Raw genomic sequence first — 11719 nt, forward strand, 5'->3', positions numbered from 1 at the left:
ACCCACCCATTCCCGGAGAACACCCATGTTCATGCACAACAAGCGATTGCAGTACACCGTTCGGGTCAGCGAAACCGATCCAGGCTTGGCCAACCTGTTGCTGGAACAGTTCGGTGGCCCGCAAGGCGAGCTTGCTGCCGCCATGCGCTACTTCACGCAAGCCGTGGCAGAAGAAGATGCAGGCCGCAAGGACATGCTCTACGACATCGCGACTGAGGAACTGAGCCACCTGGAGATCATCGGCACCATCGTCGCCATGCTCAATCGCGGTGCGAAAGGGGAATTGGCGGAAGCGGTGGACGAGCAGGCGGAGCTGTATCGCAAGCTCAATGGCGCCGGTAACGACAGCCATGTGACGCAGGTGCTCTATGGCGGCGGCCCGTCGTTGACGAACTCGGCGGGCGTACCGTGGACGGCGGCCTACATCGATTCGCTGGGCGAGCCCACGGCCGATTTGCGCTCGAACATCGCCGCCGAAGCACGCGCCAAGATCATCTACGAACGGTTGATCAACGTGAGCGACGACCCCGGTGTGCGCGATGCGCTCGGCTTTCTCATGACGCGCGAAGTGTCGCACCAGAAGTCGTTCGAGAAGGCCCTGTACGCCATCAACGGCAACTTCCCTCCGGGCAAGCTGCCGCCGGTGCCGGAGTTTAGTGATGCGTATTTCAAGATGTCGCGCGGCGGCCCCATCGTGCAGGCACCGTGGAATAGCGGCACGGGCCTTGAGCTGGTCGCGGACCCGCCGGTCCCCGTTGACGGTGGCGACGGCAATGCATCCGTCAATTTGACCGATGCCGAGTTGGAAGCGCTCGAAGCCATGAAGACGCGTCTGGCTTCGGACCCGGCTGTCGATCCCCCCACCGGTGCGGAGCTTGGTGAAAAGAAGGCGTGACAACCGCGCCCAGGCTCGGGTGCTGCGCCGCTCGGGCCTGGGCATTGCGTCTGTGCCAGGCACCGGCCGTTCCAGGCTTGATCAAACATGGAGACGCTCATGCATATGCAAGAACTGCTTGCGATCGCGGCGCTCACTCTTGCCGTGATTGCCATGTACTCCCTCGCCCGTGGCTTGCCCGCAGGTGTGTTCGGGGCGGGTGCGCAACCACTCGCGCTGATGTATTCGGGCGTCAATCCGCCTCACCCTTTCTTGAACGGAAAGCGATGATGGCGAGCGATACGGCGCGTGAAGGCGAGGTGCGGTTCGAGTGTGCCGGCCATACGGTCACGGTCAGCGCGGAGCAGGACGCGCAGGGCGTGTGGGTGCCGCGTATTGCTGTCGCAAACGGCGAGCGGCAGTTCCAAATCCGGGAAATATCCCAGACGTGGCGTGGCTGGCATACCGAAGGCGAGGCCGTTCGCGACGGTATGGAACAGGCCCGCTTGCTGCTGACGCATGAGCGGCCTTGAGTCCTGCTGTTCGACGCCGTCATGCCGGGCATGGAGGACGGCGTCGCCGTCGGTCATGAAACGATGGGCGAAGTTGTGGAAGTCGTGTCTAGCTCAAACCCGGTAGCGGCCAGACGCGGTCGTCCACAACTCCGTAGAGCGCTTCCCCGGCCGCAACAGGCGCGGTCCAGAGGCCGGTGAACTCACCGAATGCGGGGAGCAGGGCGCCGAACGCTCCAAACCGGAAACAGGGCAAGCGGAGGCGATCCTTGGCCGGCCCGCTGATGACAACGCCCGGGTGCACGTGACCGGCAATGACGTAGCGATCGGGCACCACTTGCGGCTCATGGCATAGCGCGAAGGGGCCGATCTCCCACGGCTCTTCCACCACGTTAAATTGCAGGTCCGCAGGCGGGTCGCCCGCGTGGCGGTCGTGGTTGCCGCGGACCAGCGTGCAGGCTATGTCGGCGTGCCGTATGCGCCACGCGACGAGCGCGTCGATTGCACCGTGTGCCTCGCGCGCGTGGAGCAGGTCGCCGAGCCATGCAATATGTGCGACGGGTAACCGCGCCAGCATGGCATCCAGGCGGGCGATAGCCTGGACTGTGCTTCCGGCGGGCACCGGCACACCGCGCGCACGGAAGGTTGCCGCCTTGCCGAAATGCGCGTCGGCCACCATCAGCATGCGTTGCGCGGGCCACCACAGCGCGCGCTCGGGCAGGAGCCAGACGGTCTCGCCCGCGCATTGGATGACGAGGTCTTGAGCAGAGGTCATAGCAGTGGCAGCGGCTTCGATGTCTTGCGCGGCCGGCGCGTGCGGCGGCTGGATTTTCCCGCGGTGTCGGGCGAATCGGTCAGGCGCAGCGCGGCCTGTACGTCTGTCTCGATCTCGGGCCGTGTCGCCGCATCCGGATCGGTGGGCTCGGGGCCGGCAGCGCGTTCTGCCTCGGCCAGCATGCGGGCGATCCGATCGGCGAGCTTCTCGGTCGAGAGTTGCTCGCGAAACCGCTCCACCATCAACGGAAAGCCGAACGGCGAAGGCCGCTTCAGCGCGCACAGTTCGAGCTGCAAACCGCGCATGCGGATGAGGGCGGCTTCGATGCGGTCGAGGTCCAGCTCCTGGCGCAGCACTTCGGTTTCTGCCTGCGAGAGCAGCAGGTTGCCAGGGTCGTGGCGCCGGAAGACTTCATAGAACAAACCGGATGAAGCCTGCAGCTGGCGGGTACTTTTGTGCGCGCCGGGGTAGCCCTGAAACACGAGCCCCGATACGCGTGCAATCTCGCGAAAGCGGCGTTGCGCCAGTTCTCCGGCGTTGAGGCTGGCCAGCACATCCTGCATGAGCGTGTGGGTCGCGAAGAGTTCGCCGCTGGCCAGCAGCGCGGGCCAGTTGATGGGCGTGGCCGACAGGAGTTCGAGGCCGTAGTCGTTGAACGCCAGGGAAAACGTGGCCGGCGTGCGATTGGCGGCGCGCCAGCCCAGCAAGCTTGCCAGCCCCAGGTGCGCATGCCGCCCGGCAAACGGGTAGAGAAAGAGATGCCAGCCTTCGCGGGAGTGCAGGGTTTCGGCCACCAGCGTTGCCGTGGTGGGCAGCGCAGACCAGCGCGCCTGCAGCTCCAGCAGCGGGCGCGCCGCTTCCATTTCGGGGCTGTCGAAACGCGCATGTGCCGCCGCATCGAGCTGCGCCACCACCGCGTGCGCCAGCTCGGTGGAAAGCGGCATGCGACCACCGTTCCAGCGAGGCACGGCAGCACGTTTGCCGGCGGCACGCCGCACATAGGCCGTCATGTCCTGCACGCGCACCAGCTCCAGCAGGCGGCCCGCAAACAGAAAGTTGTCACCGGGGCGCAGCCGCGCAATGAAACCTTCCTCGATCGAGCCCAGCGCGCCGCCACCGGAAGCGCGCCACCAGCGCACGGTCATCGTTGCATCGCTGACGATGGTGCCGATGCTCATGCGGTGCCGCCGCGCGAGGCGTGCGTCGGGCACGCGCCAGATACCGTGTTCATCGGGTGTGACGCGGTGGTAGTCGGGATACGCCGTGAGCGAGTGGCCGCCTTGCCGCACGAAGTCGAGCGCCCATTGCCACTCGTCGTCGTGCAGATCTCGGTAGGCCCATGCCCGGCGCACTTCCTGCAACAGTGCCTCGGGCGCGAAGCCGCCCCCGAGTGCCACCGTCACCAGATGCTGGACCAGCACATCAAGCGGTTTATGCGGCGAGGTGCGGGCTTCCACGTGGCCCGACATGGCGGCCGCGCGCGCGGCCGCGCCTTCCACGAGCTCAAGGCTATGGGTGGGCACCACCGTCACGCGAGAAGGCCGGCCGGGTGCATGGCCAGATCGCCCTGCACGCTGCAACAGGCGCGCCACGCCCTTGGGTGAGCCGATCTGCAGTACGCGTTCCACCGGCAGAAAGTCCACACCCAAATCCAGGCTCGACGTGCAGAACACCGCCTTGAGCATGCCTTGCTTGAGCCCGGTCTCGACCCAGTCGCGCGTTGCGCGGTCCAGCGAGCCATGATGCAACGCAATCAGCCCCGCCCACTCCGGCCGCGCATTGATGACGGCCTGGTACCACAGCTCCGCTTGCGAGCGCGTATTGAGAAACACCAGCGCGGTGCGGGCACTTTCCAGCTCCTCAAGCACGTGGGGCAGCATCGCCATGCCCAGGTGTCCGGCCCACGGAAACCGGCCCACACCATCCGGCAGCAACGTATCGATCTCCATGCGCTTGGGCAGGTGGCCTTGCACCAGCGTGCCGGCGCTGGGCGCCGCCGCATCGCCCAGCGCGTCCATGGCTTCCGGCAGGTTGCCCAGCGTGGCGGAGAGGCCCCACACGACCAGCCCCGGCGACCACGCGCGCAACCGTGCCAGCGCCAATTGCACCTGCACGCCACGCTTGTTGCCGACCAGTTCGTGCCATTCATCCACGATCACCACGCGCACCGAGCCGAGCGCCTCACGCGCATCCGCACGCGCGAGCAGCAACGACAGGCTTTCGGGTGTTGTCACCAGGGCCGTGGGCAAGCGGCGCGATTGCGCGGCACGCTCGGCGCTGCCGGTGTCGCCGGTGCGCAGCCCGAGCGTCCAGTGCGGTGCCAGCGCCTGTGCAGCTTCGTTCAATGCCCGCGTGGTGTCGGCCGCCAGCGCACGCATGGGCGTGAGCCACAGCACCGACAAAGGCGGCGCGCCGCCGCGCCCGCGCACCTGCGCCAACCGCTGTAGCGCGCCGAGCCACACCGCATAGGTTTTTCCCGCCCCCGTGGTGGCGTGCAGCAGGCCCGATTCACCGCGTGCCATGGCCGACCACACGGTGCGCTGGAATGGCATTGGCGTCCAGCCACGCGCGGCAAACCACGCATCAAGATCGGGCATTGGGGGTTCGTTCATGGCGGAGGCAGCAGGCTTTCCAGTGCCTGCAATGTATCGGCTTCTGCGACCGGCTTGTCATGGCGCCAGCGCAGCATGCGCGGAAACCGTACCGCGATGCCGCTCTTGTGGCGCGCGCTGCGCGCAATGCCTTCAAAGCCGAGTTCAAACACCAGCGTTGGCGTCACGCTGCGCACGGGGCCAAAACTTTCAACCGTGGTTTTGCGGATGAGCGCGTCGACCTGGCGGATCTCCGCGTCGCTCAAGCCAGAGTACGCCTTGGCAAAGGGCACCAGCTTGCGCTCGGGCACCTCGGGCGGTGCATCCCATACGGCGAAGGTGTAGTCGGTGTAGAGGCTCGCGCGCCGGCCGTGGCCGCGCTGCGCATAGATCAGGACGGCATCCACCGAGAACGGATCGATCTTCCACTTCCACCAGACGCCCACATCCTTGGTGCGCCCCACGCCGTAGCGCGCGTCGCGCCGCTTGAGCATCAGCCCCTCCACGCCGAGCTCTCGCGAGGCTTCACGCTGGCGCGCAAGGTGGTGCCAATCGTCGCCGTACAGCAGCGGAGACAGCTCCAGCGCCGGATGAATGTATTCGGCAATCACGCGTTCAAGTTGTACGCGCCGCTCGCTTTGCGTGCGCTCGCGCAAATCCTGCCCTTGCCATTCCAGCAGGTCATACGCCAGGAGCACCGCCGGCGCTTCTCGCAGCACGCGCGCGTTCAGCGTCTTGCGGCCGATGCGTTGCTGAAGCAGCGCAAAGGGCTGCACGCGGCCCTCTTGCCACACCACGATCTCGCCGTCGAGCACGGTGCCAGAAGGCAGCGCCTCCGCCATGGAGGACAGTTCGGGAAAGCGCTCGGTGATGAGTTCCTCGCCGCGAGACCACAGCCATGCGCTGTCGGCGCGACGCACGAGCTGTGCGCGGATGCCATCCCACTTCCATTCGATTTGCCAGTCAGCGGGCGCGCCGAGCAGTGTGTCGAAGGCGTCCACCTCGGCCTGTAGCGGGTGCGCGAGAAAGAACGGATACGGGTGGCCGGTATCGAGCGCGTGGCCGTCGACACTGGCATCGGCCAGCAGCGCGCGATAGCGCTCAGCCGTGGGCGCTTGGCCGATATCGGTATAGCCCATCAGCCGTTGCGCGACGTGCTTGGGATCGGTGCCGCCCACTTCGGCCAGTGCGCGCGTGACCAGCAGTTTTGACACCCCCACACGAAACGCCCCCGTGATCAGCTTCATCAGCACCAGCCGCGCTTTCAACGGAAGGCCGCGGCACAGTTCAGCCAGGCGTGGCAGCACCAGCTCGGGCGGCTGCCCGCGCAACGGCAGCAGGCGGGCTTCCATCCACTCGGCCAGGCTGGTGTCGTCTGCGTGATCTGCATCGGGCAGGACGAGGGCGATGGTCTCGGCCAGGTCGCCTACGGCTTGGTAGCACTCGTCAAACAGCCATTCGGGCAGGCCGGATGTCGTCTGCGCAAAGCTGGCGAGCACGCGCGCGGGCACCAACTGGCGGGGCTTGCCGCCGGCCAGGAAGTAGACCGCCCAGGCTGCGTCGGCATCGGGCGCGGTGCGCAGGTAGGCCACCAGTGCGGCCAACTTGCCGTTGCTCGATGTGGTGGCGTCGAGCTGCGCGTACAGGTCGGCAAAGGCTTTCATGGCGCGGGAGGGGCCGCTGGTTCGACTGCTTCGCCCGCATCGACTTCTTCGCCTTCGTCGCCATACTCGGTGGCGAAGGCGCGCGCATCCAGGCCGCGCTCGCATAGCCAGCGCACCATCGGCGCGACCTGGCCATGCGTGACATAGACCCGCGTGGCGCCCGTGGCATCAATGGCTTGCAGCAAGCCGGGCCAGTCTGCGTGATCGGACAGCACGATGCCGCGGTCGACGCCGCGCCGCCGGCGTGCCCCGCGAAGCTGCATCCAGCCGCTGGCAAAGGCATCGGCATAGTCGCCAAAACGGCGCATCCACGGTGTGCGTTGGGCGGAGGGCGGTGCCAGCACGAGTGCGCGTCGCAATTCAGCGCGGGGCACGTCGGCCGCCAGTTGCGTGGGTGGGAGCGCCACGCCCGCGTGCCGATAGGCGGTGTCCAACTGCAGCATGGCGCCGTGCGAAACAATTGGCCCGATGCCGGTATCGAGCCCCGACAGAATGCGCTGAGCCTTTCCGAACGCATAGCAGAACACGACGCTCGCGCGGCCCGCCTCGGCATTGTCCCGCCACCATGCATTGAGCTGCGCAAAGATCTCGGTCTGCGGCCGCCAGTGGTAGATCGGCAGTCCGAATGTGGATTCGGTGATGAATGTATTGCAGCGCACGGGCTCGAACGGCGTGCAGGTGCTATCCGCCTCGACCTTGTAGTCGCCGGACACGACCCACACGTCGCCGCGGTATTCCAGCCGCACCTGCGCAGAGCCCAGCACGTGCCCTGCTGGATGAAAGCTCAACCGGACGCCGTGATGGACGATGGATTCGCCGTACGACAGCGTCTGCAGGGGGATGTTGTCACCCAGGCGCGCACGCAGCACGCCCGCACCAGGGGCGGCAGCGAGGTAATGCTGGTGCCCGATGCGGGCGTGGTCACTGTGGGCGTGCGTGATGACGGCGCGGTCAACCGGCCGCCAAGGGTCAATGTAGAAGTCGCCTACTGGGCAGTACAAGCCTTTGGGCGTTGTCACGATCAGTTCCGCTGCGCTGGTCATCACTCGCTCTCATTCGAGACCCCTATCAGGTTTTGGCGACAACATTAACGCAATGGCTGCTTATGCGCAGGCTCGCCACGCATGTCGGCCGGGCCGCCGGGGCCTGCGGCGGCACTGTTGCCCGAAGGCCCAGTGATGCCGCCAGTCCCGCCCGCTCCTGAGGAGGCAGACGCGGCCGGCGGCGTAGACGGATCAGGCGCGGAGGCCGGCATGGTGTCCGGATATCGCGACAAGGAATGTTTTGCGGTCTTCGGTGGGGCTGCTGGAGCGACGTCTGGCGATGCCGGGCGCGGCTCAGTAGGCTGCGCAAGCGAAAGTCCGCCGCAGCCCGTCGATGCCAGGAAGAACAGCCAACCAGCTGCTGTTCGTTTTGTCACTTGTAATGCGTAATGCATGCGTGGCCTCCGTTGCGCTCCCGTGGGCGGAAGCAGCCGGCATGCCAGGGCTCTTCGCCGGTGGGCGCGGAGCGATTGGCTTTCCGGGCAACGGAGGCGGTCGGCCATTTCTGCAATAGAGGGGAAAAAGGGACGATCGGCGGTCTTGGAGCGCTGGATAATCGCGAGCGTCATTTCTCAGGTGCTGCGCGACAGATCCAGAGGTTGATCTGTATCAGCCAACGAAGGCCGGCGTCGGCTTACCGTGGAGTGCTATTAGAAAGAGCCATCCAATAGGCTGAAAACGGGGAAACGTCATGCTTGAACAACAACCAGACGAGGTGGTCGCCGCCACGCTTTGGGAACTGGAGTCCTCAGTGTCCCGTGCGTTAGCCAGAGGGGCCCTCGTCAATTCGACTCGTGCCAATTGCGGTGGCTACGACGTGGCAGCGAAGTGGACCATGTCTACAGCCCGTGGCAATCGGCAGGAATGCACGTTGGCGGTGCATTTCAGTGTGGCTGAGGCCAAGGCGTACTGCCGATTCAATCATCCAAGACGGGAAGAGATCTGTCGGCGGGTGAGCGAATGGCTGTCCGTCCAGTTGGAATTCCACGGCGGAGAACAGTGCGCAGACACGGGCTACGACCTGGTGCTCACCGTGCCAAACGGCTTCTTTCTTGATGAGAGAGACGCCATTCGTGTGGGGCGGCAGGATCGAGAACACGATTTTTCGCTTCATCGGGGCGCATCCCTGCCGCCATTGACGTGAGCGGCAGTTCTATCCGCAGGTTCTTGACGTGTGTCTGCCCACCGATCTGCCTTCTAAACGCCGGTTGATTGTGCGCCGTCAAGGCACAGGGGTGCGCAGCAGCTACCTTCGAATAGCGGCCCGAGAGTATGGGCGCGCGGAACTGCGGAGGTCTTATGCGCGAGCGGATCAACGAAGCCGAAAGGACTTGTCTACGTGAACTCCAAGATGCGCTAGCAGAAACGCTGCCTCGTCGGGCCGTCTTGCGGCTTGAAGGCGATGAACTGGGCGGAATCGATGTACACGCGTGGTGGATCGTAGAAGGCCCGCGAGGCGACAAGCAGGTCAATTCATTTTCATTTCACCTGACGGAGTTGATGTTGCAGATCTACTTTCACCAGTCGATCGACGCTCGAGCAAGTACCTGCGGGCGATTGAAGGATTGGGCGAACTGGGCGCTCGAGGGCGCGGAAGAGACTGGCGACAACGATATGGGCTTCGATATCTGCGCGCTTGTGCCGGGAGGCATCTTTCGTCCGAGCGTCGATTTACAACGGTCCTGATGGCTCTTTGCGTCGGTATTCACGAGCCAACCCGCAAGCAAACGATCTTAGAAGGCAAGATTTTTCTGAACACCTGCCTGTGAGACCGTCGCCAGCCCCTGGATGTCCAATATCTGAATTTCGCGATGATTGACCCGCAAAATGCCCTCGCGCGCGAGCGAACTGAAAATTCGACTCACGGTTTCGAGCTGCATGGCTAGGTGCTCGGCAATCTCTTCGCGACTCATGCGCAGAATAATGTGCCGATCGGAAAAGCCCCGCTCTTTCAGGCGCTCCGAAAGATCGAGCAAGAAACTGGCGACGCGTTCCTCCGAGCGCATGGATCCGAGACAGAGCATCAGCCGTTGTTTGCGGCCGATGCGCGCGCTGAAGATCTGCGTAACCAGTTTTTGAATCGCACCTTCTTGCTGTGCTAACTCGGCAAGGTGCTTCCACGATACGGCGCACACCTCCGAGTCTTCCAATGCAATCGCGGTTGAGGTTCGGGTATCCGATTCGAATCCATCCGCGCCGAATATGTCGCCGCTCAGGTAGAACGCGGCAATCATCTCGCGGCCTTCGGCTGTGCCAAGCGTCAGCTTGAACGTACCGTATTTCACCGCGTAGATTTCATCCAGGGGATCGCCGGAGCGGAAGATTGACTCGCCTCTCTTTACCCGGATTTTTCGCTGTGCGATGTCTTCTACCAGCGCGGCTTCACGGGCGTTCAAACCGCGCGAAAGGCAAAGGTGACCGTTCCGACACGTGGTACAGCCTTGATTGGGGGCGCTCTCGGACATGGGGGGCATTTTGGGGGGAAGACAATGGTGTTATCGGCCGCCGCTCAGAGAACTTCATGTTGCCACGTCAGATATCGGATACATGCCCTTACGCGCGCGCGGTCATTCGCGCCTTTCGGTGTGATCGGTCAGTCGCGGCGCGCAAATTCGTTGCGCAGGTGTGTCGAGATATCGGGGGGGGGAGTTGGCTTACGATTCGGGCGAAAGATCTCAGCCTTGCCACGTGGCTCCATGTGCCTGGAAGACAGTGACGTTGTCTATTCGACAGCAGGTGCACTAGTGAACCACCCCCCTTAGGGCAGTAGACTTTTTCTCATGGGATGACTTGAAAATCCAATTTCGGTGGATGTCTTCGCCTGTTCGGGCCGGTAAAGATCCGGCAACGGCAGCGGATCGCATTTGGAAGCGAGCGCGTTTTCCGCTCACCCACCATCTCATAGGAACTGCTAGTCGGAGAACACGGCCTGGTTCTTGCCGGCGGTCTTCGCACGATACATCGCATTATCTGCGCGGCGCATGATGGCAGGAATGTCGAGCGGTTTGCCACCCGTGTCGGTTGAAAACAGATAGACGCCAATGCTGGCCGACACAGAAACTGGATGTCCATCAACGGTTTGAATCGCATTCAGTACCGACTGGACATCATCTGCAATGGCTTGCGCGTCTGTCTTGCTATCAAGGTCGCGCGCCAGAATCACGAACTCGTCGCCTCCCAAGCGGGAGAGCGTATCGCCCCGACGCATGCGAGCTTGCAAGGCTTGGGCAAAGCGTTGCAGCAGCAAGTCTCCTACTCCGTGCCCATATGCGTCGTTGACTTGTTTGAACCCGTCCAGATCAATGAGCAACAGGGCCGTTCGTTCCGCTTCGCCGTCATGACCACAAAGTACGCGCGCGATGGTCTTCTCAAGGCTCTTGCGATTGCTCAGTCCAGTCAAAGGGTCGGTAGCGGCTCGCTTCTCGAGCCTGTTGACCAGCACTGACAAATAGATCGAGGTTGCGGTAACGCCAAAGGCGATGCCCAGCGCGGCGGAAAAGTTCTCTTGCCACCACGGCGCCCATCGCATGAGCGCTGCAATGCCAGCAAGCGCGACAGTGCAGGAGAGTGCCAACATGCGTTTGCCATGGCGACATCCTGCGCCTACCAAAAACCAGAAGAAGGCCCAGAGCATGGGCAATGCTATCCGGCCGCCTGCGGCAAGAATCATCACCACCGAAGCCTGGTCCATGACGGTGGTTGTGACTAACCGTGTGCGCGATGGGCCGGACAGTGCATTGACAGCCATATACGTACCGACGCTGAATACGACATAAAAAAGACATGCCAATAGCGTTCGGTGGGCCTCAGGCGTTGGTTGGATGAACGCAACGACTCCATAGGCCAGGAAGGGTAGCGGGCCCAGGTAGATCCGCAACAGCGCTTGCTCATACTCCGGCAGCCTTTCAACGGCGCTCAAACGCCGGGCTCCGCTAACACCAAGTAAATCTGCCCATCTCATATCGACTCGCAAGCCACAACCTTTCTCCTTTTAGTCGAGTGTAGTTGAAGCACAGGCGCTGAAGTTCATCTGCCGACGTAGTGAATTGGTGGGGTTGCGCACGCCTGCAGACGCGGCCTGTTTACCCCCGGGGTCCAGCCGCACGTGCGATTTCCTCAGCAGTGCGAGTTCGTCAGCGATTTCGTCCGATTGGGAGCGCGTCGAGGCGATGCGAGACAGCCCTGAATACGTTCTCGAAGGGCCTTCTGATCATTCGAATCCCGTCCAATTTGAAGCGGCAAGTTCTGTTGTCGGGCGCG

The 11719-nt window shown here is 63.6% G+C and carries 11 protein-coding genes; 5 read left to right on the forward strand and 6 right to left on the reverse strand.

The window, feature by feature from the left end:
• Positions 1-25 precede the first annotated feature (25 nt).
• The 3 genes from ACU8YE_RS15380 to ACU8YE_RS15390 all read left to right on the forward strand — a co-directional run bounded on the left by ACU8YE_RS15380 (position 26) and on the right by ACU8YE_RS15390 (position 1407).
• The gene (locus ACU8YE_RS15380; protein WP_260803197.1) at positions 26-895 is read left to right on the forward strand and encodes a manganese catalase family protein; all 870 of its coding nucleotides are present in this window, start codon (positions 26-28) and stop codon (positions 893-895) included.
• 87 nt (positions 896-982) lie between these two features.
• The gene (locus ACU8YE_RS15385; RefSeq protein WP_373407682.1) at positions 983-1165 is read left to right on the forward strand and encodes a hypothetical protein; all 183 of its coding nucleotides are present in this window, start codon (positions 983-985) and stop codon (positions 1163-1165) included.
• Positions 1165-1407: a DUF6566 family protein gene (locus ACU8YE_RS15390; protein ID WP_394372675.1), complete on the forward strand. Its 243-nt coding sequence runs from the start codon at positions 1165-1167 to the stop codon at positions 1405-1407. Before ACU8YE_RS15385 ends, ACU8YE_RS15390 begins: the two co-directional genes overlap by 1 nt.
• A gap of 88 nt (positions 1408-1495) precedes the next feature.
• On the opposite strand, the gene pdeM is transcribed toward ACU8YE_RS15390, so the two are convergent.
• From pdeM to ACU8YE_RS15410, 4 genes are read right to left on the reverse strand one after another with little or no spacing between them, the layout of a single operon-like run.
• Complete coding sequence (pdeM, locus tag ACU8YE_RS15395) at positions 1496-2161, reverse strand: ligase-associated DNA damage response endonuclease PdeM (protein ID WP_322018525.1); 666 nt, start codon at positions 2159-2161, stop codon at positions 1496-1498.
• Positions 2158-4773 (reverse strand): ligase-associated DNA damage response DEXH box helicase, encoded by a 2616-nt coding sequence (locus tag ACU8YE_RS15400; RefSeq protein WP_446929081.1) that lies wholly within the window; start codon positions 4771-4773, stop codon positions 2158-2160. Before ACU8YE_RS15400 ends, pdeM begins: the two co-directional genes overlap by 4 nt.
• Positions 4770-6416 (reverse strand): ATP-dependent DNA ligase, encoded by a 1647-nt coding sequence (locus ACU8YE_RS15405; protein ID WP_446929082.1) that lies wholly within the window; start codon positions 6414-6416, stop codon positions 4770-4772. The genes ACU8YE_RS15400 and ACU8YE_RS15405 overlap by 4 nt, the downstream gene beginning before the upstream one ends.
• A complete protein-coding gene (locus ACU8YE_RS15410; RefSeq protein ID WP_446929083.1) occupies positions 6413-7459 on the reverse strand; it encodes a ligase-associated DNA damage response exonuclease in 1047 nt (348 codons plus the stop codon). Before ACU8YE_RS15410 ends, ACU8YE_RS15405 begins: the two co-directional genes overlap by 4 nt.
• A gap of 691 nt (positions 7460-8150) precedes the next feature.
• On the opposite strand from ACU8YE_RS15410, the gene ACU8YE_RS15415 reads away from it, so the two are divergent.
• On the forward strand, positions 8151-8603 hold the full coding sequence (locus tag ACU8YE_RS15415; protein WP_260803191.1) for a hypothetical protein: 453 nt from the start codon (positions 8151-8153) through the stop codon (positions 8601-8603).
• A 155-nt stretch (positions 8604-8758) separates the two neighbouring features.
• Entirely contained in the window at positions 8759-9145 is a 387-nt protein-coding gene (locus tag ACU8YE_RS15420; RefSeq protein ID WP_260803190.1) for a hypothetical protein, read from the forward strand.
• 47 nt (positions 9146-9192) lie between these two features.
• Here the strand turns inward: ACU8YE_RS15420 and ACU8YE_RS15425 are convergent, their stop codons facing one another.
• Both ACU8YE_RS15425 and ACU8YE_RS15430 read right to left on the reverse strand, forming a co-directional pair.
• A complete protein-coding gene (locus tag ACU8YE_RS15425) occupies positions 9193-9855 on the reverse strand; it encodes a Crp/Fnr family transcriptional regulator (protein WP_446929084.1) in 663 nt (220 codons plus the stop codon).
• Between the two features lie 515 nt (positions 9856-10370).
• Positions 10371-11378: a GGDEF domain-containing protein gene (locus ACU8YE_RS15430; protein ID WP_446929085.1), complete on the reverse strand. Its 1008-nt coding sequence runs from the start codon at positions 11376-11378 to the stop codon at positions 10371-10373.
• Positions 11379-11719: the final 341 nt, after the last annotated feature.

Source organism: Ralstonia sp. VS2407, assembly GCF_052950655.1.

What these genes read in the sequence shown, in the direction of transcription:
- ACU8YE_RS15380 (WP_260803197.1), top strand. Translation starts at nt 26, where the DNA reads ATGTTCATGCACAACAAGCGATTGCAGTACACCGTTCGGGTCAGCGAA.
- ACU8YE_RS15415 (WP_260803191.1), top strand. Translation starts at nt 8,151, where the DNA reads ATGCTTGAACAACAACCAGACGAGGTGGTCGCCGCCACGCTTTGGGAA.
- ACU8YE_RS15405 (WP_446929082.1), bottom strand. Translation starts at nt 6,416, where the DNA reads ATGAAAGCCTTTGCCGACCTGTACGCGCAGCTCGACGCCACCACATCG.
- pdeM (WP_322018525.1), bottom strand. Translation starts at nt 2,161, where the DNA reads ATGACCTCTGCTCAAGACCTCGTCATCCAATGCGCGGGCGAGACCGTC.
- ACU8YE_RS15410 (WP_446929083.1), bottom strand. Translation starts at nt 7,459, where the DNA reads ATGACCAGCGCAGCGGAACTGATCGTGACAACGCCCAAAGGCTTGTAC.
- ACU8YE_RS15385 (WP_373407682.1), top strand. Translation starts at nt 983, where the DNA reads ATGGAGACGCTCATGCATATGCAAGAACTGCTTGCGATCGCGGCGCTC.
- ACU8YE_RS15390 (WP_394372675.1), top strand. Translation starts at nt 1,165, where the DNA reads ATGGCGAGCGATACGGCGCGTGAAGGCGAGGTGCGGTTCGAGTGTGCC.
- ACU8YE_RS15400 (WP_446929081.1), bottom strand. Translation starts at nt 4,773, where the DNA reads ATGAACGAACCCCCAATGCCCGATCTTGATGCGTGGTTTGCCGCGCGT.
- ACU8YE_RS15420 (WP_260803190.1), top strand. Translation starts at nt 8,759, where the DNA reads ATGCGCGAGCGGATCAACGAAGCCGAAAGGACTTGTCTACGTGAACTC.